17 protein-coding genes and 5 tRNA genes are annotated in these 22,340 nt (G+C 60.8%); 19 read left to right on the forward strand and 3 right to left on the reverse strand.

The genetic code is table 11. The features are described 5' to 3' along the window. Nucleotides 1-89 precede the first annotated feature (89 nt). The gene (locus J8C01_RS01095) at nt 90-1,490 is read left to right on the forward strand and encodes an inorganic phosphate transporter (RefSeq protein ID WP_211426199.1); all 1,401 of its coding nucleotides are present in this window, start codon (nt 90-92) and stop codon (nt 1,488-1,490) included. Here J8C01_RS01095 and J8C01_RS01100 read toward each other — a convergent pair. Together J8C01_RS01100 and J8C01_RS01105 are read right to left on the reverse strand one after the other, a co-directional pair. Continuing rightward, complete coding sequence (locus J8C01_RS01100; RefSeq protein ID WP_014098731.1) at nt 1,487-3,313, reverse strand: alpha/beta hydrolase; 1,827 nt, start codon at nt 3,311-3,313, stop codon at nt 1,487-1,489. The two genes, J8C01_RS01095 and J8C01_RS01100, sit on opposite strands and share 4 nt — an antisense overlap. 3 nt (nt 3,314-3,316) lie before the next feature. Further along, complete coding sequence (locus J8C01_RS01105; protein WP_211432104.1) at nt 3,317-5,179, reverse strand: bifunctional homocysteine S-methyltransferase/methylenetetrahydrofolate reductase; 1,863 nt, start codon at nt 5,177-5,179, stop codon at nt 3,317-3,319. A 213-nt stretch (nt 5,180-5,392) separates the two neighbouring features. On the opposite strand from J8C01_RS01105, the gene J8C01_RS01110 reads away from it, so the two are divergent. The 5 genes from J8C01_RS01110 (at nt 5,393) to J8C01_RS01130 (ending at nt 11,823) form a co-directional block, all read left to right on the forward strand. Further along, nucleotides 5,393-5,818 carry a hypothetical protein gene (locus J8C01_RS01110; RefSeq protein WP_211432105.1) on the forward strand — a complete coding sequence of 142 codons (426 nt, stop codon included), beginning with the start codon at nt 5,393-5,395 and terminating at the stop codon, nt 5,816-5,818. A gap of 87 nt (nt 5,819-5,905) precedes the next feature. After that, nucleotides 5,906-7,321, forward strand: coding sequence for an efflux RND transporter periplasmic adaptor subunit (locus J8C01_RS01115; RefSeq protein ID WP_211432106.1), 1,416 nt, complete (start codon nt 5,906-5,908; stop codon nt 7,319-7,321). Nucleotides 7,322-7,324: 3 nt separating this feature from the next. Beyond that, complete coding sequence (locus J8C01_RS01120) at nt 7,325-10,441, forward strand: efflux RND transporter permease subunit (RefSeq protein ID WP_211432107.1); 3,117 nt, start codon at nt 7,325-7,327, stop codon at nt 10,439-10,441. Nucleotides 10,442-10,447: 6 nt separating this feature from the next. Then, nucleotides 10,448-11,179 carry a Fic family protein gene (locus tag J8C01_RS01125; RefSeq protein ID WP_211432108.1) on the forward strand — a complete coding sequence of 244 codons (732 nt, stop codon included), beginning with the start codon at nt 10,448-10,450 and terminating at the stop codon, nt 11,177-11,179. Further along, on the forward strand, nt 11,176-11,823 hold the full coding sequence (locus tag J8C01_RS01130; RefSeq protein WP_014098737.1) for an MBL fold metallo-hydrolase: 648 nt from the start codon (nt 11,176-11,178) through the stop codon (nt 11,821-11,823). The genes J8C01_RS01125 and J8C01_RS01130 overlap by 4 nt, the downstream gene beginning before the upstream one ends. A 37-nt stretch (nt 11,824-11,860) precedes the next feature. On the opposite strand, the gene J8C01_RS01135 is transcribed toward J8C01_RS01130, so the two are convergent. After that, the gene (locus J8C01_RS01135; RefSeq protein ID WP_211432109.1) at nt 11,861-12,070 is read right to left on the reverse strand and encodes a hypothetical protein; all 210 of its coding nucleotides are present in this window, start codon (nt 12,068-12,070) and stop codon (nt 11,861-11,863) included. A 241-nt stretch (nt 12,071-12,311) separates the two neighbouring features. Here J8C01_RS01135 and J8C01_RS01140 point away from each other — a divergent pair. The 13 genes from J8C01_RS01140 (at nt 12,312) to rpoB (ending at nt 22,288) form a co-directional block, all read left to right on the forward strand. Beyond that, a tRNA-Thr gene (locus tag J8C01_RS01140) sits at nt 12,312-12,384 on the forward strand. A gap of 17 nt (nt 12,385-12,401) precedes the next feature. Next, nucleotides 12,402-12,488: transfer RNA gene (locus J8C01_RS01145), tRNA-Tyr, on the forward strand. Between the two features lie 12 nt (nt 12,489-12,500). Next, nucleotides 12,501-12,575, forward strand: a tRNA-Gly gene (locus J8C01_RS01150). A gap of 5 nt (nt 12,576-12,580) precedes the next feature. Beyond that, nucleotides 12,581-12,653 (forward strand) — tRNA-Thr (locus J8C01_RS01155). Between the two features lie 90 nt (nt 12,654-12,743). After that, the gene (gene tuf / locus J8C01_RS01160) at nt 12,744-13,931 is read left to right on the forward strand and encodes an elongation factor Tu (protein WP_211432110.1); all 1,188 of its coding nucleotides are present in this window, start codon (nt 12,744-12,746) and stop codon (nt 13,929-13,931) included. A gap of 11 nt (nt 13,932-13,942) precedes the next feature. After that, nucleotides 13,943-14,018 (forward strand) — tRNA-Trp (locus tag J8C01_RS01165). A gap of 63 nt (nt 14,019-14,081) precedes the next feature. Beyond that, on the forward strand, nt 14,082-14,354 hold the full coding sequence (gene secE / locus J8C01_RS01170) for a preprotein translocase subunit SecE (RefSeq protein ID WP_211432111.1): 273 nt from the start codon (nt 14,082-14,084) through the stop codon (nt 14,352-14,354). A 23-nt stretch (nt 14,355-14,377) separates the two neighbouring features. After that, a complete protein-coding gene (nusG, locus tag J8C01_RS01175) occupies nt 14,378-14,941 on the forward strand; it encodes a transcription termination/antitermination protein NusG (RefSeq protein WP_211432112.1) in 564 nt (187 codons plus the stop codon). Between the two features lie 136 nt (nt 14,942-15,077). Next, complete coding sequence (gene rplK / locus J8C01_RS01180) at nt 15,078-15,503, forward strand: 50S ribosomal protein L11 (RefSeq protein WP_211432113.1); 426 nt, start codon at nt 15,078-15,080, stop codon at nt 15,501-15,503. Between the two features lie 95 nt (nt 15,504-15,598). Further along, nucleotides 15,599-16,294: a 50S ribosomal protein L1 gene (gene rplA, locus J8C01_RS01185; RefSeq protein WP_041569028.1), complete on the forward strand. Its 696-nt coding sequence runs from the start codon at nt 15,599-15,601 to the stop codon at nt 16,292-16,294. Between the two features lie 14 nt (nt 16,295-16,308). Beyond that, nucleotides 16,309-16,899: a 50S ribosomal protein L10 gene (gene rplJ / locus J8C01_RS01190; RefSeq protein ID WP_148263881.1), complete on the forward strand. Its 591-nt coding sequence runs from the start codon at nt 16,309-16,311 to the stop codon at nt 16,897-16,899. A gap of 147 nt (nt 16,900-17,046) precedes the next feature. Then, on the forward strand, nt 17,047-17,445 hold the full coding sequence (gene rplL / locus J8C01_RS01195) for a 50S ribosomal protein L7/L12 (protein WP_014098745.1): 399 nt from the start codon (nt 17,047-17,049) through the stop codon (nt 17,443-17,445). Between the two features lie 403 nt (nt 17,446-17,848). Continuing rightward, nucleotides 17,849-22,288, forward strand: coding sequence for a DNA-directed RNA polymerase subunit beta (rpoB, locus tag J8C01_RS01200; protein ID WP_014098746.1), 4,440 nt, complete (start codon nt 17,849-17,851; stop codon nt 22,286-22,288). The last annotated feature ends 52 nt before the right edge of the window (nt 22,289-22,340 follow it).

Below are 22,340 nucleotides of genomic sequence, written 5' to 3' on the forward strand. Positions count from 1 at the left end.
CGAAACACGGCGTTAACGCGCCTCCTCCAAGCTTCCCTTACGTTTGACATTGCTGTTTTCAGGCTCGGTTTTGAGGGAATCCGGTTCGTATGGATGCATTATTTGGCGAGGCGCTTCCGCCGACGACCCTCGTGCTGCTCCTCGTGTCGCTGGCCGTCGCTTTTGGTTTCGAGTTCGTCAACGGTTTTCACGACACAGCCAATGCCGTAGCCACGGTGATTTACACGAAGTCGCTGCGTCCCTGGACGGCTGTGGTCTGGTCCGGGATTTGCAACTTCTGCGGCGTGTTTTTCGGCGGGATTGCCGTGGCCATGGGCATCGTCTATCTGCTGCCCGTCGAGCTGCTCATTTCAAAGAGCACCAGCGCCGGGCTGGCCATGGCGCTCGCCCTGCTGCTGGGAGCCATTATCTGGAATCTGGGCACGTGGTACTTCGGGCTGCCGGCTTCCAGTTCGCACACGCTGATTGGTGCGATTGTCGGCGTCGGTCTTGCCAATTCGCTTCTGCCCGGCCATCGCTTTGGCGACGGGGTCAACTGGGGCAAGGTCTCGGAAACCGGGCTGTCGTTGCTGATCTCACCGCTCATCGGTTTTTCGCTGGCGGCCCTGCTCGTCCTGCTGTCAAGGTGGCTGATTCCCGACAAGCGGTTGTACGAAAAGCCGGATGAGCACAATCCGCCGCCGCTGTGGATTCGCGCCATTCTCATCCTGACCTGCACCGGCGTGAGTTTCGCCCACGGCTCCAACGACGGCCAGAAGGGCATCGGGCTGGTGATGCTCATTCTCACGGGGATTGTCCCGGCTTCGTTTGCCCTGAACATGTCACTCGATGCCCGGCAGATGGAAGGCGTCCGGCAGGCGCTTGTGCGCATGGATGGCGTTGCGTCCCGGCTGGCCCCGGCCGAAGCCGAGGCACTTCAGTCGGCTGTCGCGCGGGTGCGGGGGACGCTTGATGGTCACACCACGCTGGGGGAGATTCCGCGTGAGCAACGCAAAGACCTGCGCTCGGACATCATCAAGCTCGACGCCACAGTGAAGAAAGTCCTCAAGGCGGAGCCAGCCGCCCTTTCTGCGGCTGAAGCCGGCACCCTCAAGCAGGATGCCGCCCTGCTCAAGTCACTCACCGACTATGCTCCCCTGTGGGTCAAAATCGCCATTGCCCTTTCGCTGGGCATTGGGACGATGGTCGGCTGGAAGCGCATCGTCATCACCATTGGCGAAAAAATCGGCAAAGAGCATCTGACGTACGCACAGGGAGCCTCGGCTGAGCTGGTGGCGATGTCCAGCATCGGGATGGCGTCCTACTTGGGGTTGCCGGTGAGTACGACGCACGTGTTGTCGTCAGGCGTCGCCGGCACGATGGTGGCCAAGGGGTCGGGCCTTCAGGCGGCCACCGTCATCAAGATTGCCTCGGCCTGGGTGCTGACCCTTCCGGCCGCCATTGGGCTGGCCGGCGGACTGTTTCTGTTGTTCCACTGGCTGTTCGTCTAGGGCTTTTGGGCGGCTTTGGGCCTGAACACCCAGCCGCCCTGCTGCATCGTCCAGCCGGGCGGTGCCGTAGCCTTGAGGCGCTCCATAATCTTGGGGACGTACATCTCGTTGTAGCGCAGCCGCGACAGGGCATTCGGGCGCGTGGGGTCGCCGTTCCAGCAGTGCTCGGCGCGGTCGCCGTAGCGTATTTCGCCCCCGTAAGGCGGGTCGGTCGTGGCGGCCAGGAACTCCTCGACGAGATAGACGGCATTGTTGAGGTAGTAGTTATCCATGTCCCCGCAGTAGATGTGGATTTTCCCCTGGAGCTTGGGCCCCAGCGTCTTCCAGTTGCGCCGCAGGATGTCGCCCAGGTCGTAGTGTTCCCGCCAGTACGCCGCTACGGACTTGTCAATGACGCCCGTGCGTTTGTCCCAGATGGGCTTGGGATAGCCGTCGGGCCCGACGGGTGAGTACACCGCCTGCCAGATGTCCCACTGCCCGCCGGAGCGGCCGTTGGAGCCGAGCGCCAGCTCCAGTTGGTTCATCTGCTGGACGGTCGCCTGAAGGTGGCCGAGGTAATCGCGCTTGCCCGGACGCGGGACGGTCTTCCACGGCCCACCGAAAACGTAGGCGTTGTCGTCCGCATAGATGTTGACCGTGGTGTAGGCGCGAAAATCAATCGGGTCGGGACAGGCGGCAAAACAGCCGTTGAAATCGTCCGGGTAAAAGATTTGCGCGGCCAGCGCTTCCCAGCCGCCGGTTGAGCCACCATAGGTGAAGCGTGCCCAGCCCTGCCCGATGCAGCGGAAGCGGCGTTCGATTTCGGGAATCAGCTCGCGCATGATGGCGTCGCCGTAGGGTCCGACGTTGGCCGAGTTGACCGCGTAGGAGTCGTCGTAATACGGGTTGGCGTGCTGGATTTCGACAATGACCAGCCGTGGGAAGTCGGGACTCGTCCAGGTTTTGTAAAAATCGTAGGCCGCCTGCTGCTGAATCCGGTTGTAGCCCGTCAGTTTGAAACGCTTGCTGTAATCCGGCTTGAGGTCGGGGTCGGGCGGTGTTTCCCGAAAGCCATCGAAGGTGTAGGGAAAATGCCCGTGGAACACGCAGAGCGGATAACGCAGGTCGGGATGTTCATCAAAGCCTTCGGGCAGAAGGACGCATGCGCCGAGTTCCATGGGGCGTCCCCAGAACTTCGACAGCAACTCACTGCGGATTTTGAAGTGTTTGATGTACTTCGTGTCCGGCGGGGGCGGAATGGGCGGGATTTCCTGATCGAGGGACAGTTCCACCGTGCCGCCGCGCTGCGGGTTGAGCGTGATTTGCCGTGGCGTGCTGTAGGTGTTGCCCGGCGCGCGGTTCCACTGCTGCCCTTCGCCCCGGTCCATCGGCAGTTTGACGACGTGCCCATCGCTGCGTCGGAACGTCTCGTAGCGGTGGAACAGCACCTGCACGAAGTAGTCGCCGGGCGGGAGGTCGGCCAGGCGGAGCACCGGATAACCGTCAGCCTGGGGGTCGAAGGTCACCACCTGTCCGGGCTGGACGCCGTTGACATCCATGCCGAAAACCTGCTGCGTGTCGAGGTCTTCGCTGATTTGAAAGCGGGGTTCGGCGCTGGGGTCTTTCGAGATGAGCAACAGCAGCCGCCCGTCGCTTGGGGCGCTGAAGCGCGTCTTGGGAAACAGTACCCGGATGTTCAGCGAGGCGTTGGCCGCCGCCTGTCGGGCCGGGCCGAAAGCGCCCAGACCGCCCCACAGTAACAGAACGCCGGCAACCAGCAGCCATCTGACCCGATGTGCCGGCGACATCCGGGCTGACTGAAGCAGGAACAGAGGTTTCGGCATGGTTTATCCAACGGTTTCCCGAAGCACTTCAAAGACTTCCAGTGCGTAGGCGACGCGCCCGAACGGTGCGCTCACCTGTACGCCCTGTACGAGATCGCGCACTTCAGACAACATTTCACGGGCAATGGCCAGCCCTTCCTGCTGTCCGGCTTCCGGCGAGGCGTTAGCCCGGCGCATGCGTTCGAGAATCTCCGGCGCCACGACGACGCCGGGGACTTCATTGCTCAGAAATTCCGCATTGCGGTAGCTCGTCAGGGGCCAAATCCCGGCTATGATGGGAATGCGGCAGTGTTCGATGCGCTTGAGAAAGGCGCGGAACATGCCGATGTCAAAGATGGGCTGGGTGATGGCGAACTCCGCGCCGGCCTCGACCTTGTACTCAAACCGCCGGATTTCGTAGTCCAGGTCAACGGCGCAGGGATTGACACCGACGCCGATGAAATACGAGGTCGGCTGCCCGATGGCATTGCCGCCCAGATCAAGGCCCAGATTGAGTCGCGTGACCATGTTGGTCAGACCGATGGAGTCAATGTCGAAGACGGCTGTGGCGTCCGGGTACGGCCCCATCTTCGGCGGATCGCCCGTGATGAGGAGGATGTTCCGCAAGCCGAGGGCCGCTGCCCCCAGCAGGTCGGAGGTCATCCCCAGCAGATTCCGGTCCCGGCAGCAGTAGTGCGTGACCGTCTCGATGCCGACCTGCTGCTCGATGATGAGCGAGGTTGCAATGGCACCCATCCGCGACTGCGCCCGTGGGCCGTCGGGAACGTTGACGGCATCCACGCCAGCCGCTTTGAGCAGACGCACGCCTTCCAGCATTTTGGTCGGGTCGCAACCACGTGGGGGGACAATCTCCACGCTGGTGACAAACTCGCCCTGCACGATCTTGCGCGCGAACTGGGATTTTTCCTCCGGCGGCGTGATGCGCACATCCGGGCACTTTGTCTCCAGAACCTGTATCACCGGCTCGATCCGCTTGGCCGGCGACAGCGCCCGCACGGCCGCCTTGAGGGTCTTGATGTGCTCCGGGGTTGTGCCACAGCAGCCGCCGATGAACCGTACGCCGGATTGAATAAGTCGGCGGGCGTATTTCGCCATGTATTCCGGCGAGCAGAGATAGATTTTGCGTCCCTGCAGGTCTTGCGGCAGGCCGGCGTTGGGCTGCGCGGACAGAGGTTTTTCCGTAACGGCCGCCATCCGCTCAATGGCTTCCAGCATGGGCTTGGGCCCTACGCTACAGTTGAGACCAATGACATCCGCACCCCACTCGTCGAGCCGTTTGGTGAAGATTTCCGGGGCTGTCCCGTAGCCGGTGGCACCGTCTTCCCCCACGGTCATCTGGGCGACAACCACCATGTCCGCGGACAGTTCCCGGACGGCGGCCAGCGCCTGCCGAATCTCTGTCAGGTCAGTGAAGGTTTCGAGCACGATGAGGTCCACGCCGCCGTCAATCAGCGCCTCGGCCTGCTCGCGGAAAAAGGCTTTGGCTTCGTCAAACGAGGTCGGCCCCCATGGCTCGATGCGGATGCCCAGCGGCCCGATGGAACCGGCCACATACACCTGCGGGCCAACGGCCTCGCGGGCCAGCTTGGCCGCCTTATAGTTGATCTCCTGCACGCGATCCTGAAACCCGTGCATTTCGAGCTTCGGACGATTCGCGCCAAAGGTATTGGTCTGGACAATTTCAGCGCCGGCCTTGACGTATTCGCGGTGCACTTCCTGGACAAGCGCCGGATTGGAAAGCGAAATCTCGTCGTAGCACCGGTTGACATAGACACCTTTGGCGTACAGCAGGGTTCCCATCGCGCCGTCGAAAACGTGGATACCGTCGGCGGCAAGGAGTTCACGGAACGGTTTGAGGACTTTCATAGGCAGCAGACCGACAGGGATGTGGGGGTTGGTTCGGGCTGGAAGTCCCGATTGTCAGGGAAGATGGCTTTCCATGCAACCTGCCGGCGAACGCCCGCCGGTTCCGGCGACCACCGGAGTTGTCCGCTGTCCGCTGATGGGTGCCGGCTTGCTTCCGCCCCTATTGCTTCTGCCTTTGGGCGCGTACTACAGTGATGCCGGAGAAACAACCCCATGCGTGTGCAGCATTCCGGTCAGCACAAAACAGGTTGGCAGCAGGGCTTCGGGAGTTTTTTCCTGCTCTGGCTGCTGTTTGACCTGTGTGTGGTGCACCTGCTTTGCCCGCAGTACTCGGCCGGTGAACTTTTCGGGTGCGCTGTGCCAGCGGTTGTCGCTGTGCCCACTTCGGGAGACCTGGTGCCGGAAGACGGAGGTGTACCGCAATTGACGGCGGTTGCCCTCGGCGGCAGCGTGACCGAAAAAGGCGCTGTGGCACATTCCTGCCTGTGGAACACCCAGTCGGTGGTTGAATCTCCCCCCTTCGTCGTCCCGCCGCTGCACGGTATCCCGCTGGCGGCAGGCGCCCATGGCGACGACCTCCCGGTGTTCTACGCCCGCATGTTTCCCGGCGCGATTTTCCACCCACCACGACATTCCTGACCCAATGCCTGTTTGACGGCGGCTGGCGCCCGAAGCCGGGCCCGGCAGTCTGGCTTTCCACAAACAGATGAGGTCAGGAGTTGTGTCATGACGACGGAAATCATGCCGGAGGTTTCTCCGGCTGTTGGTACAGAAGTGTCCGGCGGCGGAATGGCCCCGGTCGCGCCGCCCCGGTGGGGACGCGGGTGGTCACCCTGGGCGGTTGCCCTGGGGCTTTTGGGAATTCTGGCGCTGGGCGGCTGGTGGCTTGTGGGCGCGCGCCGTTCGGCCGTCGTGGCCACACTGCCGGCAACGCCGCAGCCGAAAGCGGGCACGCCGGCGCTGCGGCTTGAGTCTCTGGACGGCGTACGCCTTGAGCCGGCAGAGACCGCCGCTGTGTCTGCGGAATGGCATGTCACCGGCACAGTCGAACTCAATCCCCAGGCGAATGTTGTGATTGCGCCGCTGGTGTCCGGGCAGGTCAAGCGGGTGCTGGTCACGCAGGGGACGCGGGTGCGGGCCGGACAGCCACTGGTGATTCTCGACAGCCCTGAAATTGCCGACCTGCACGTACGGTTGCACGACGCCGAAACCCGCCGCGACATTGCCGCGCGCAACGTGCAGCGGGTCGAGCGCGACGAAAGCCGGGTGGCGCTTGTGCAGGCGCAGGCGCGTCTGAAGCAGGCGGAAGCCACCTTTGAGCGCATGAAACAGCTCTTCGAGGCTGGCGTGCTGTCGCGGCAGGAGTTGCAGGACGCCGAAACCGCCTATGCCACGGCCAAAGCTGAGTATGACTTTCAGAAAGTGGTCGGTCTGGAGCGTGATTTACGGGAGGCGCGGGCCGCACTTGAAGTCGCCACGGTGGAGGTCAGGCACATCCAGGATCAGCTTGCCGCGCTTGGCGCGCCGGCCGGTGCTTCCGATGACACGGCCCATCCGACGGCAGAAATCACACTCGTTGCGCCGCTCTCCGGTCTGGTGACGGAACGAACGGCAAATGTCGGGGCGTTTGTCCCGGTTGGCACGCCGCTGCTGACGGTCGCTGACCTGCGGACGGTGTGGGTCATGGCGGCCGTTCCCGAAGCCCAGTTGGGGCAGGTACGCCTGGGGCAGCCGGTGACGGTTCACGCGCCAGTGCTTGGGGCAACGCCTGTGCGGGGGCGGGTGGCCTTTATCGAAGCGCAGATCAATGCCGACACCCGTACGGCGCGCGTCCGCATCGAGGTGCCCAATCCCGGCGAGCGTCTGCGGGCGGGGATGTTTGTCGAAGTCGCCCTGCTGTCACCGTCACCGGTAGCGCAGCTTGTCATTCCGGCAGCGGCCGTCCAGCGCATTGGCGCCCGAACGGTGGTGTTTGTCGCGGGAGCCGACCCCCACGAGTTTCACCCACGGGACATTGAGGTTGGGGCAGCTCATGGGGAGCATGTCGTGGTGTTGCGCGGCTTGGAGCCGGGCGAGCGCGTCGTGGTCGAAGGGGCATTGGCGCTCAAAACCCAGCTTGTCGGCCTCGAAGCGGAGGGATAAGCCATGCTTGACCGTATCCTGCGCTTTTCGGCCACCCATCCGCTGCTCATACTCATCGGCGTCCTGCTGCTCGTGCTGGCCGGGCTGGATGCGTTCCGGCGGCTGCCGATTGATGCCGTGCCGGATGTCACCAACAACCAGGTTCAGATACTGACGTCCGCGCCCGCCCTGACACCGCTGGAAATCGAACGCCAGGTAACGTTTCCGATTGAAACGGCGCTGGCCGGACTGACCGGCGTCGAGGAAATCCGCTCCCTGTCGAAGTTTGGTCTCTCGGCCGTCACTGTCGTCTTTGATGATGACATGGACATTTACCGGGCGCGGCAGTTGGTTTTTGAACGGTTGGCAGCCGCGCGCGATCAGATTCCGCCGGGTAGTGGTGCACCAATGCTGGGCCCCATCACAACCGGTCTGGGGGAGGTCTATCAGTATGAGCTGCGCGCCGCGCCCGGCAGTGGTTACGACGCCATGGGGCTGCGGACCATCCAGGATTGGATTGTCCGGCGGCAGTTGCTGGGAACGCCGGGTGTCGCTGAGGTCAACAGTTACGGCGGTTTGAGCAAGCAGTATCAGGTGCGGATTGAGCCATCCCGGCTTCAGGCGTACGGTCTGACGCTGCGGGAGGTCATGGATGCCGTTGTCCGCAACAACGCCAACGTGAGCGGCGGGGCGATTGTCCATGCTCAGGAACAGTTCCTGTTGCGTGGCGTGGGACTGGCGCAATCGGTGGAAGACCTGGCACGGATTGTCGTGGCGACCGGACGCGGTGGAACGCCCATCCTGGTGCGCGACCTGGGTGAGGTTGTCTGTGCGCCACCCGCTGTACGGCAGGGGGCCGTAACGGCCGACGGTGCTGGCGAAACGGTCTGCGGCATTGCGCTGATGCTCAAGGGCGCCAACGCCCGGACGGTGACGCAGAACGTGGCCGAACGGCTGGCCGAAATTGCGCCGACGTTACCGCCCGGCGTGCACATCGTGCCGTTTTATGACCGGGCCGAACTGGTTGGGCGCACCATCCGCACGGTGATCTGGAACCTGACCGAAGGGGCGCTGATTGTCATCGGTGTCCTGGTCCTGCTGCTGGGTCACTGGCCGTCGGCGCTGCTGGTCGCCACGGTGATTCCGCTCTCGATGCTGGGCGCTGCTGTCGGCATGCAGATGCTGGGCCTGTCGGGCAACCTGATGAGTCTGGGGGCGATTGATTTTGGTCTCATCGTGGATGGGGCTGTCATCCTGACGGAAAACAGCATCCGGCGGGTTGCCGAGCACCAGCATGCGCTTGGGCGGCGGCTGACCACGGCGGAACGGCAGGAGGTCGTGGTGGCGGCCTCAAGCGAGGTGCGGCGCGCCACGATGTTCGGCGAGATCATCATTGCCCTGGTGTATGTCCCGTTGCTGGCCCTGCGCGGCATCGAGGGAAAAATGTTTGCGCCCATGGCGCTGACCGTCATGTGCGCGCTGGCCAGTGCGGCGGTACTGTCGTTGACCTATATCCCGGCGATGCTGGTCTTTGTCCTGCGCGGCTCCGTTGCGGAGCATGAAGTCTGGCTCATCCGCCTGGCCAAGCGCGGTTACGGCCCCGTCTTTGCGTGGATGCGGCAGCAGCGCGCCCAGGCCACGGCAGTGGCTTTTGGACTGGTGCTGCTGTCCGGCGCGCTGGTGATGTCGCTGGGGGCGGAGTTCATTCCACGTCTGGAAGAAGGGGCGCTGGCAGTACAGATACAGCGCCTGCCCAGTGTGTCGGTTGCCGAAGCCGTCCGCACGGCCACCGAAGCCGAACGGGTGCTGCTGGAATTCCCGGAAGTGACCAAGGTCGTCACGAAAAACGGCAGTGCCGAAATTGCCACCGATCCGATGGGGATCGAGTTGGGCGACATGTACATCGGGTTGAAGCCACCCGCCGAATGGAAGACGGCCCGAACCCGCGAGGAACTGGTGGCGGTGATGGCCGCGGCGCTGCGGCAGCAGGTTCCCGAAGCGCGTTTCAGCTTCAGCCAGCCCATTGAGCTGCGGGTGGCGGAACTCATTTCGGGCGTCAAGTCGGATGTTGCCGTCAAAGTCTTTGGGGATGACCTGGAGGTGCTGCGTGACCGGGCGGAACGGATTGCCCAGGTGCTGACCCGGATTCCCGGCGCGGCGGATGTCAAACTGGAAACGATCGCCGGCATCCCGCAGGTGCAGATCGTGCCCAACCGCCCGGCGTTGGCGCGGTACGGTCTGAGTGTCGAGGATGTCAACCTGCTGGTGGAATCACTTGTGGTCGGGCGGGAAGTCGGCACGGTCTATGAAGGCGAACGGCGTTTTCCGCTGGTCGTGCGTCTTGGTGAGACCAGCGCCCGCCGGATCGAGGACATTGCCGCCCAGGTGCTTTTGACGCCGACTGGTGCGCGGGTGCCGTTGGCGGCTGTGGCTGAGGTGACGCTGGTCGAGGGGCCCGCCCAGGTGTCACGTGAACACGGCCGGCGCCGGATGGTGGTCGAGTGCAACGTACGTGGGCGGGATGTGGCCGGCTTCGTTGCCGAGGCCCAGTCCAAACTCAAGGCGTCCGTGGACCTGCCGCCCGGCTACCGGTTGGTGTTCGGAGGCCAGTTTGAGAACCTGCAGCGGGCCGCGGCCCGGCTGGCGGTAGTCGTTCCGGTGGCCATGTTGCTGATTTACGCACTGCTTTACACCTCGTTCGGGCAGGCGCGGGCGGCGGCGCTGGTCTTTACCGGCGTGCCTTTTGCCGCCGTAGGTGGCGTGGCGGCGCTGGCGCTGCGCGGTATGCCGTTTTCCATCTCGGCCGGCGTTGGCTTTATTGCCCTGTTTGGCGTGGCGGTGCTCAACGGGCTGGTGTTGGTGTCGGCCATGAAGCAACTGCGGCGGCAGGGCTTGACGCTGGAAGCCGCCGTGCGCGAGGGGGCGCTGACGCGCGTGCGTCCGGTACTGACCACGGCGCTGGTGGCAAGCCTGGGCTTTTTGCCCATGGCTACGGCCACTTCGGCCGGCGCAGAAGTGCAACGGCCGCTTGCCACGGTCGTCATCGGCGGGTTAGTGACAGCCACGCTGTTGACCCTGCTTCTGTTGCCGGCGCTGTATGAGTGGGTGGAGCAGGCAGCAGACACACCAGAAGGGAGATGAGTCAGCGTGGCCGAACTGCCGATTTATCACGATTCCTACCGCCCTTCATCGAACTGGGCGAAGCGACTTGAAGCGGCCCGGCAGGCGCACCCGGCTGCGGCCGTTCTGGCGGCGCAGCCACGGTGGCTGCCGAAGTGGATTGCCGGGCTGGAAGCTTATGCCGTGCCGCCGTTTGATACGGCGTCGGATGCGACAACGCTGGCTGCTCTGGAAAGGGCTGCGCGGTGGCTGCTGGCGCGGGCAACCGCCAAGCCCGGAGACCAGCGCGATGCCCTGACGATGGACGATCTGGAAACGGCCTGCCGCGAACTCGTCGGGGAACAGGGGGACACCGTTCAGGTGTGGCGTACTGCTGCGGGCCGGCCCCAGGTGGAAAACCACCAGCCGGCCGCGCCGGCCGCCTTGCCGGTGCTTTTGGAGATGACCCTCGACTGGTTCACCACCGACGCCTTTGCCGAACTGCATCCCGTCGAGCAGGCGGGTCTGTTTCACCTGCGCCTGCTCGATCTCCAGCCCTTTGCCGCCCGGACAAACACCCTCGTGCGCCTGCTGTCCAGTTTTTATGTCCTGCGGGCTGGCTTTCCGCCCATCATTCCCATCTCCGAAGAACAGTCGGCCTATCGGGATGTTGTCGGGTATGCTTTCCAAATGATCACGCAGCCCGGGGTGGAACTGTTTGCCCGCTGGCTGCTGGCGGCTTACAGCCTCATCGAGACGGAGCAGGAGGAACGACGGTGAGATTTTTCCGTGTCACAACGGGTGTATTTCAGGCGCATACGTACTTTCTCATCTGCGAGCAGACCCGCCAGACGCTGGTCATCGATCCCGGTGAGGAGTTCGACGCCATTGCCGATGCCATTCAGAAAGAACGGCTGGACGTGGTGCGGATTGTGGTCTCTCACGCCCACCTGGATCACTTCTGGAGCGCTGGGGCGCTCAAAGCCATGACGGGTGCGCCGATTCATCTGCATCCGGCGGATGACTTCCTTTACAGGCAGTTGCCAGAGCAGGGGTCGTGGTTTGGGTTTGATCTGGAGGATGCGCCGCCGGTGGATGTGTACTTGAAAGATGGCGACGTACTGACCTTCGGGCGCGAGCAGGTCAAGGTGCGTCACGTGCCCGGACATTCACCCGGACACGTGATGCTGTACAACGAAACCGATGCGTGGGTAGGTGACTGTCTGTTTGCTTCGTCGGTTGGGCGGGTGGACCTGCCTGGCGGCGACGGCCCAACGTTAATCAACTCGATTGAAGAACGCATCGTGACCTTGGGCGAGCACTACCGGATTCATCCCGGCCACGGGCCGTCAACAACGGTGGCCCGTGAGTTGGATGAAAACCCATTCCTGACCGGCCGCATCCCAGGGATGGGCCGACGGTAACCTTCCGGGCCAGCCATCAGCATCGTTGACTGGCACACTAAAACTTTGTGATGCTGATGTCTTCGGCGCGCTCTTCCGGTTTGGTCAGGAAGAAGCCAAGGGCCGAACCGCCAGCCGCCACAAAGCACGCAACAGCAATCCAGAACTTGTGGGTTTCCGTCGAAGACGCCTGGCTCATGTACAGCCAGGCCCCGACGATCGCCAACAGAACCGCAGCACTGAGCAATCCAATCCGCAGAGGGGACATACGCTTAGCCTCCAAGGTGTGACAGGTGGTGGGGGTGAACGTCAGGTGGCTGAAGTGCCTGCGGCTTCAGCTCCCCTTGACGGCTTCAGGTCTTCCAAGTGTAAACATTATCACATGTGGAGATGGCTGTGGCCAAGTCTGCCCGGCAAGGTGGAGAAGAAAGGCGTTGCAATCCATGGACGTTGTGCTACTATCATGGCTTTTCTAGGCAATCATGGTGTGTGTCACCAAGGAGGTTTTTGCCGGCGTAGCTCAGTTGGTAGAGCAACTGACTTGTAATCAGTAGGTCGCGGGTTCGAGTCCCATCGCCGGCTCTTTACAAAAGATCGATGCAGGGGTGGCCGAGCGGTCAATGGCAGCAGACTGTAAATCTGCCCTCCGAGTGAGTTCACAGGTTCGAATCCTGTCCCCTGCACCAGCTTGGACTTGAGCGGGAGTAACTCAGTGGTAGAGTCACGGCCTTCCAAGCCGTTGGTCGCGAGTTCGAATCTCGTCTCCCGCTCCATCCACGCCCATATAGCTCAGTCGGTAGAGCACTTCCTTGGTAAGGAAGAGGTCACCGGTTCAAGTCCGGTTATGGGCTCTTGTAATTTTGTGCGCCGTCCACCCCTGGCAGGTGAGCGACGCCGTATTTTTCGCGGTAACTTACGCGGGCATTTATCGAGGTTTTGACATGTCAAAGGAGAAGTTTGACCGGAGTAAGACGCACGTCAACATTGGGACGATTGGGCATGTGGATCACGGGAAGACGACGTTGACGGCGGCGATTACGTCGGTGTTGGCGAAGAAGAATCCGAAGGTACAGAAGAAGACCTACGATCAGATTGATGCGGCGCCGGAGGAGAAGGCGCGTGGGATTACGATCAACACGGCGCACGTGGAGTACGAGACGGCGACGCGGCACTATGCGCACGTGGATTGTCCTGGGCACGCGGACTACATCAAGAACATGATTACGGGTGCGGCGCAGATGGACGGGGCGATATTGGTGGTGGCGGCGACGGACGGGCCGATGCCACAGACGCGGGAGCACATCTTGCTGGCGCGGCAGGTTGGGGTGCCGGCGATGGTGGTGTTTATGAACAAGTGCGACATGGTGGACGACGCGGAGTTGCTGGATTTGGTGGAGTTGGAGGTGCGGGAGCTGCTGTCGAAGTACGACTTTCCGGGGGACGAGATACCGGTCATTCGGGGGAGCGCGCTTGGGGCGTTGAACGGGGAGGCGTCGTGGGAGGCGAAGATAGAGGAGTTGATGGCGGCGGTGGACAACTACATACCGACGCCGGTGCGGGACATTGACAAGCCGTTTTTGATGCCCGTGGAGGATGTGTTTTCGATATCGGGGCGCGGGACGGTGGCGACGGGGCGTGTGGAGCGTGGTGTGGTGAAGGTGTCGGACGAGGTGGAAGTGGTTGGGATACGGCCGACGCGGAAGACGGTGGTGACTGGGGTGGAGATGTTTCGGAAGCTGCTGGATCAGGGGCAGGCTGGGGACAATGTGGGGTTGCTGCTGCGGGGTGTGGAGCGGCGGGAGATAGAGCGGGGGCAGGTGATAGCGAAGCCTGGGACGATTACGCCGCACACGAAGTTTCGGGCGGAGGTGTACGTGTTGACGAAGGAGGAGGGTGGGCGGCACACGCCGTTTTTCAAGGGGTATCGGCCGCAGTTTTACTTTCGGACGACGGACGTGACGGGGGTGACGGAGTTGCCGGAGGGGGTGGAGATGGTGATGCCTGGGGACAATGTGGCGTTGACGGTGGAGTTGATTACACCGATAGCGATGGAGAAGGGGCTGCGGTTTGCGATTCGGGAGGGGGGACGGACGGTCGGCGCAGGTACGATTTCGGAAATCCTCGAATGAGCCGGCTTTGCAGGGGTATGGTGTCAATGGTCAGCACGTCGGTCTCCAAAACCGAAAGTACGGGTTCGACTCCTGTTACCCCTGCCAATCCATCCCATATCACACCACGTAGGTCTCCGTGCCGAGTTTAGAAGGTGTTTGGGGTATTTCATGGAACGAGCTTCCGAGACAGTAACCGCGCCGGAGAGCAAGCCGTCCGTACCAGTTTCAAAACTGACCGGCTGGTGGTCGTCGAGTATCCAGTTTCTCCGTGACACACGCAATGAACTCAGGAATGTAGTTTGGCCAACCCGCGAAGAGGTCTATGATACGACCCTCGTAGTTATTGGCATCACGACTTTCTTTGGTTTCTTTCTGTGGGGCGTGGATGTTGTAGTGACACGCCTTCTGGAAACGATCCTCAAGTGGTTGGGAGGGGCGTAAACGCGCGCCGACCGAGACAGTCTATGGCAAAGCGCTGGTACATCATTCATACCTATTCAGGGCACGAGAAAAAGGTACGCGAGAGCTTGCAGAGCCGCCTCAAGGCGTATGGCATGGAAAACGAGGTGACGGAGGTGCTTATTCCTTCGGAAACCGTCGTCGAAATGCGTGGCAACAAGCGTGTCGAGACCTCACGGATGATTTTTCCGGGCTACGTTCTCGTGCAGATTGAAACGGACGATGAAACTGGTGAAATGTCGGAGCGTGTCTGGCACACCATCAAAAATACCCCCAAAGTGACCAACTTCATTGGTGGCCAGAAGCCAACAGCCCTTACCGAAGAAGAGGTCAACCAAATCATCAACCATGTCACCGAGACCACGGACCATCCGAAGCCCAAAATTGTGTTCTCCCCCGGAGAGACCGTACGCATCATCAGCGGTCCTTTCACGGGCTTTACCGGAGTGGTGGAAGAGGTCAATGTGGAGCGCAGTACGTTGAAGGTCATGGTGACGATTTTTGGGCGGGCGACGCCGGTTGAGCTGGATTTTCTGGGCGTCGAAAAGCCCAACTTTGCTGAATCCTGAAACCTATCCGGTATTCTGAAACAGTAACCTGAATGTCGTTGCCCGGAGGTTGCTGTCGTAAGGTGGTATTCACCTTTTGTCCTGCCGTGATGCCGCCAATACGGCCGCAAGTAACCAAGTGATTTAGGCGCAAGCTATGGCAAAAAAAGTTACAGCGTATATCAAGCTTCAGGTCCAAGCTGGGAAAGCCAATCCAGCGCCACCAATTGGCCCTGCCCTGGGTCAGCACGGGGTCAACATCATGGAGTTCTGCAAGCAGTTCAATGCTCGCACGAGCGACATGGGGGACCTGAAAATTCCGGTCGTCATCACGGTCTATGCGGACAAATCATTTACCTTTGTGACCAAGACGCCGCCTGTACCCGACCTGATCAAAAAGACACTGGGTATCACTAGCGGCGCAGCCCGACCTGGACGGGAGCGGATTGGAAAGTTGACCATGGCGCAGGTGCGTCAGATTGCCGAGACCAAGCTGCCAGATATGAACTGTGCTTCATTGGAAGCGGCTATTCGCTCGGTCAAAGGGACGGCCCGAAGTATGGGACTTGAGATTGTGGAGTAGGTACAAGCTAGGTACACCACACCGGCAGCGTTGACGGGGCGAGTGATTCAGGGAGCGACGGCAAGGGGTCGCGCTGGCACCTGAGAGGAGACAGTATGGGACGAATGGGCAAGAAACACCGGGCTGCACTGGCACAAATTGAGCCGGGGCGGCTCTACACTCTGGCGGATGCCGTGCCGCTTATCAAGCGGATGGCTTACGCCAGGTTTGATGAGACGGTTGAAGTCACCATGGTTTTGGGGGTTGATCCCCGTAAGGCCGACCAGATGGTGCGCGGGACGGTTGTTCTGCCAAACGGACTGGGGAAAACCAAGCGGGTCGTGGTGATTGCGGCTGGTGAAAAGCAATCTGAGGCCCAGTCTGCGGGAGCTGACGAGGTCGGCGGTGAAGACTTTGTCGAGCGTATCAAGGGCGGCTGGCTGGACTTTGATGTGCTCATTGCCACGCCGGATATGATGAAGTCCGTCGGCACGCTGGGTAAAATTCTCGGCCCACGGGGACTGATGCCAAACCCAAAGACAGGAACCGTAACCTTTGAGGTCGGCAAGGCCGTACAGGAAGTCAAAGCCGGTAAGGTTGAGTTTCGTGTGGACAAAACCGGCGTCGTTCACGTTCCGGTGGGGCGGGTTTCCTTCCCTGATGAAAAGCTCATTGAAAACATCCGTACCCTCATCGAGGCCGTTCTCCGTGCCAAACCGTCGGCAAGCAAGGGGCGGTACGTGCGGGCTGCCTACTGTGGCTCGACGATGGGGCCAGCGGTACCGCTTGCACCATCGGAGTACCATAGCTGAATCCTTAGACCATCGTGAGGAACGTTGATGCCCTGTGGGGAAGCCGGGCGGCCTGTTCCTGCGCGATGCCGGAGTTGGGGGGAACGATGACGCGACAGGGAAAAGTATCAGTCGTTGAGCAATTGGCGGCGGAGTTTCAATCCACCCGCCATGCCTTTCTGGTTGGCTTTCAGGGGATGACCGTGCAGTCCGACACGGCGCTGCGCAGTGAGCTGCGCCGGGCGGGGATGCGCTACCACGTTGTCAAGAACACACTGGCGCGCCGCGCGGCCAAGGGAACAGTACTGGAGCAACTCGGCGAGCAGTTTACGGGGCCGACGGCGGTTGCTCTGGCCCCGGAAGACCCGGTGACAGCAGCCAAACTGCTGCTCAAACTCTTCAAGGAATACCAACAGTTTGTTTTCAAGGCCGGGGTTGTGGATGGGAAAACCATCGGGGAACAGGACATTGAGGCCCTGGCCACGATGCCCTCCCGCGAGGAACTCATGTCCCGTCTGATGTTCCTGATCAACTCTGGAGCACAGCGGATTGCCGCGGCGACAAGTGGTGTGGCGCGCAATGTGGCGGTAGTCACGGCGCAGGTGCGAGACAAAAAAGCAGAGTAACGCCCGGTCGAGTGATAGTGGCCTGGCGTCTGCCAATGGATGTCCCGGAATAGGGATAAGAGCAAGGGGGAGAACGGCGCTGCCCGGTCAGGAGCCTGAATAACCCACGACAGCTCGTGATTTTACGTTTTAGTTCAGAAAGGTAGGATGAACATGTCGGAGAAGTTGACGGCCATTGTCGAGCAAATTGGTTCATTGACGTTGTTGGAAGCGGCGGAACTCGTCAAGCTGATGGAAGCAAGGTTTGGAGTTTCAGCAGCGGCTGCTGCGGTTGCGGTTCCAGCGGCCGCGGCTGCGGCGGGAGGCGCCCCAGCCGCTCCGGCTGAAGAAGCCAAAGATGAGTTCGATGTGATCCTGGCGGCTGCCGGTGCCAACAAGATCAATGTCATCAAGGTCGTTCGCGAAATTACCTCGCTGGGGCTGAAGGAGGCCAAAGACCTTGTGGATGGCGCTCCCAAGCCGATCAAGACTGGCATTCCAAAGGCCGAAGCTGAGGCCATCAAGGCCAAGTTGACGGAAGCGGGGGCAACCGTCGAAATCAAGTAAGGGTGTTTGTCGGCGGCGGGCAATCAACCACCACTGGGCCCGACAAGTCCCGTGGTGGGCTTGCCTTTTGAGCATCAGGCTGACCTGAAGGGCTTGTCCGTTTGAGCCATTCTTGTGGCGGGAGGCGCTTTTGAAGAATCTCAGTGGCGCCAACTGGCTCGTGATGACGGTGTACGCACGAGTAGTTCGACCTTGTCCTCTGACAAGCCGCTGGTACCGGCTTGCTTTGGCAGGTGAAGCCCGCCGGTTTGTGGCCTGTCAATTTTCCCATCTGGTTTCGCTGCACCATTTCCTTGTTGACTTCCTTACTTCACGCGCATCGGAAGCTCGTTTCCGGCGGGCAGGTCTTGGCGTGCCCGCTTTTGGGGTGCTTGCCTGATGCGGAAAGGCATGTCTTTGGCTTATGTCGCACAACGGTAAGGAGACGCGGGCGCGTCACGACTTCTCGAAGATCAAGACGGCAATTCGCATCCCGAACCTCATCGAGGTTCAACGCGAGTCGTACTATCGCTTCCTTCAAATGGACAAGCTGCCCGAAGAGCGTGAAAATATCGGCCTTCAGGCGGTTTTCAAATCTGTATTTCCCATCAAGGATTTCCGTGACACAGCCCAGTTGAGTTTCGTTGAATACTCGATTGGCGAGTGGAAATGCAAGTGTGGCAAAAACGAGGGCTTGCAGTTTCTCCGTTCCAACTGTCACAACTGCGGGGCCGTCATTCAGGTTGATCCACTTTCGGGCGAAGACGTGATTTGTCGTGCCTGTGGCGCGGCCAACAAAAATATCGTCACCACCTGTGACGTATGTGGTGAGCCGGTCGGTCTCAAGCACAAATACGAAGTCCGCGAATGCCAGGAGCGCGGCATGACTTATGCCGTTCCGCTCAAGGTCAAAATCCGCCTGACGCTCTGGGACAAAGACGAAGAAACCGGACAGCGCAGCCTGCGCAACTTTCTGGACGAGGATGTGTATTTTGGCGACATCCCGCTGATGACCGAAAACGGCACATTCATCATCAACGGGACGGAGCGCGTCATCGTTTCCCAGCTTCACCGCAGTCCGGGAGTATTCTTTGAAAAGTCTCCGACCTATCTGGCGAAAGTCATTCCCTACCGTGGTTCGTGGATCGAGTTTGAGTACGACCAGAAAAATCTGCTCTACGTACGGATTGACCGGAAGCGGAAGTTTCTGGCGACGATCTTCCTGCGGGCGTTGGCGCTTATCCAGAAACTCGACATGGAAGCCATCGAGCGGGGCGACTACACCGATGCCCAACTGGAAGAGCGCATCAAGGCGACGACATGTACGGACGTTGAAATCCTGCGGCAGTTTTACCAGGTGGCCACGATGGAGGTCCACCAGGAGAGTCTCTGGTTTCCCATCAGTCCGTTGCTGCTTGATATGCGTCTCACCGGCGGGGTCAAGCACCCCGAAACTGGTGAGACCCTGCTGCGTCCGGGACAGAAAGTAATGCCAAAGCACCTGAAAACCTTTCGTGAGGCTGGTGTGACCAAAGTCGCGGTCAGTGCACCGGACCTCACAGGGGCGACGGCGCTGGCTGATATTGTGGATGTGGCCACTGGTGAGGTTCTGGTTGAGGCCGGGACGGAGTTGACGGCACGGGAGTATGAAAAGCTCTTTGCTGCCGGGGTCGAAAGCTTCGAGGTGTATTTCCCCGAACGGGATGACATCGGAACGATTCTCCAGCAAACACTCAAGAAGGACACCATCCGCCGGCCTGTGGATGCGCTGCTGGAAATCTACCGCAAGATGCGGCCCGGCGATCCGCCCACGATTATGACTTCTTGGGGGCTATTTTACGGGATGTTTTTCGATGCCCGGAAGTTCGATTTCTCACGCGTCGGGCGACTCAAGTTCAACATCAAGATGGGGCATCCCGAACGGGCGAACCTCGACCAGCAAACGCTTTCGCCGCGCGACTTTGTGGATGTCATCACCTATCTGCTCAAGCTGCGCAAAGGGCGCGCCATCGGGCCGGATGGACAGGAAATGACCTACGACGCCGATGACATTGACCACCTGGGCAATCGGCGGGTGCGCGCCGTTGGTGAGTTGCTCGAAAACCAGTTTCGGCTGGGGCTGGTGCGCATGGAACGGGCCATCAAGGACAAGATGTCCATCCACCAGGAGATGCAGCAGGCAATGCCGCGCGACCTCGTCAACGCCAAGCCGGTCATGGCGGCCGTACGGGAGTTCTTTGGTTCGTCACAGCTTTCGCAGTTTATGGACCAGACGAATCCGTTGTCGGAGATCACCCACAAGCGGCGGCTTTCGGCGCTGGGTCCGGGCGGACTCTCCCGTGAGCGGGCTGGCTTTGAGGTACGCGACGTGCATCCGACCCACTACGGCCGCATCTGCCCGATTGAAACGCCGGAAGGGCCGAACATCGGGTTGATTTCGTCTCTGTCGTGCTTTGCGCGGATCAATGAGTTTGGCTTTATCGAGTCGCCCTACCGCAAGGTGGAAAACGGGCGGGTCATTGAGTACGTCCGCATCACCAACGGTGGCGATACCAATCTGCGACCAGGGTCCCATATCCCTCTTTCTGAAGCCGAGGCGGCCAATGCGGCGCTCAAGCCCGACCAGAAGCCGGCAGAATATGAACCTTACCCGTTTTATCTCTCGGCCTGGGAGGAAGACAAATACACCATCGGGCAGGCCAACATCCGGCTCAACGAACGGCTCGAAATTATTGACGAGCGGGTGTCAGCCCGCAAAGCCGGGGAGTTTCGTGAGGTTCCACGGGAAGAAATCCAGTTTATAGACGTATCGCCAAAGCAGCTTGTGTCGGTAGCCGCAGCCCTCGTACCATTTCTTGAGCACGATGACGCCAACCGCGCACTGATGGGTGCCAACATGCAACGGCAGGCGGTGCCTTTGTTGCGCGCAGAAGCGCCCTTGATCGGGACAGGCATGGAGCGGGTTGCGGCGCAGGATTCCGGCGCGGTTGTCATTGCACGCCGCGATGGCATTGTGGACAGCGTGGATTCCGAACGCATCATCATCCGGGTGGATACCACGCAGCCCGGCACGCTCTCGCGTGAGGTGACGGCGGACATTTACCAGTTGGTCAAGTTCCGGCGCTCCAACCAGAGCACCTGCATCAACCAGAAACCCATTGTGCGCGTGGGGCAGCGCGTCAAGAAAGGGGACGTGCTGGCGGATGGCCCCTGCACCGACCAGGGTGAGCTGGCGTTGGGCCGCAACGTGCTCGTGGCCTTTATGCCGTGGCGCGGCTACAACTTCGAGGACGCCATCCTCATTTCGCAGAAACTCGTGCAGGAGGATGCCTACACGTCCGTCCACATCGAGGAACTTGAAATCGAAGCCCGGGACACCAAGCTTGGCCCGGAAGAAATCACCCGCGACATTCCGAACGTTTCAGAATCCAGCCTCCGTGACCTGGATGAATCCGGCGTCATCCGCATCGGGGCCCGCGTCAAGCCGGGTTCGATTCTTGTCGGGAAGGTGACGCCCAAAGGCGAAACCCAACTGACACCGGAGGAAAAGCTGCTGCGCGCCATTTTTGGCGAAAAAGCTGGGGATGTCCGCGATGCCTCCCTGACCTGTCCGCCTGGTATCGAGGGCACTGTCGTGGACGTCAAAATCTTCACCCGCAAGGGACAGGAAAAGTGCAAGCGCTCCCTGGCCATTGAGGCTGAGGAAGAAGCGCGATTGCTCAAAAATCTGGAGGATGAGCGTCGCATTCTCGAAGACGAGCGCAACAAGCGGATTTACGAGCTTCTGGAAGGGCAGCGGGTGGCCAAGGATGTGCTCGTCAACAAGCGGGCCGTACTCGGCAAGGGCGAAGTCCTGACCCGTGACTTTCTCAGGACGCTCGATCTGGCCACGCTCAAGAAAATCGAGCTTCAGAATCCCAAGATTGATGTGGCCGCTGAAATCAAAGAACTTGAAGAGTTCACCAAGCGGCAGTTTGCCATTCTCCAGAGGCTGCACGAAGAGAAGGTCGAAAAACTCAAACGTGGCGACGAACTCCCGCCGGGCGTCATCAAGATGGTCAAGGTGTTCATCGCCATGAAGCGCAAGCTGTCCGTGGGTGACAAAATGGCCGGACGGCATGGCAACAAGGGGGTCATCGCCCAGATTCTGCCGGAAGAGGACATGCCTTACCTGCCTGACGGGCGGCCCGTCGAAATCGTGCTCAACCCGTTGGGCGTGCCGTCGCGCATGAACGTCGGCCAGATTCTGGAAACGCACCTGGGCTGGGCGGCGCACGTACTGGGCGTGCAGTTTGCTACACCAGTGTTTGACGGAGCTTCAGAAGCCGAAGTCAAGCAGAAGCTGGCCGAAGCGGCAGCGCTGCGGGAATCCCAGGGTGAACTGCCGATGATCAACCAGTCCGGCAAGACTGTGCTGTATGACGGCATGACGGGTGAACCCTTCGAGCAGTTGGTCACGGTCGGCTACATCTACATGCTGAAACTCTCACATCTGGTGGACGACAAGATTCATGCCCGCTCCATCGGTCCCTACTCCCTTATCACGCAGCAGCCGCTGGGCGGCAAGGCGCAGTTTGGCGGTCAACGCTTCGGAGAAATGGAGGTGTGGGCGCTTGAAGCCTACGGAGCAGCACACATTCTCCAGGAGCTGCTGACGGCGAAATCGGATGATGTCGCCGGCCGCTCGAAGAGCTACGAGGCGATTGTGAAGGGAGAAACCGACTTTGATCCCGGCGTGCCAGAGTCCTTCAACGTGCTGGTGCGGGAGCTACAGTCGTTGTGTCTCGATGTCGAACTCATCAAGCGCTCGGAGGACTCGAATGGTGCGTCCGCTGAGTCGCCCGCAACCCTGTCGCGTCGCTGAGATGGTCAACCGGTGACGGCTGTTCGGTCTGGCGGCCGTCACATTGCCGCTT

Origin of the sequence: Chloracidobacterium sp. D (genome assembly GCF_018304685.1) — a bacterium.
GTDB lineage: Bacteria > Acidobacteriota > Blastocatellia > Chloracidobacteriales > Chloracidobacteriaceae > Chloracidobacterium > Chloracidobacterium thermophilum.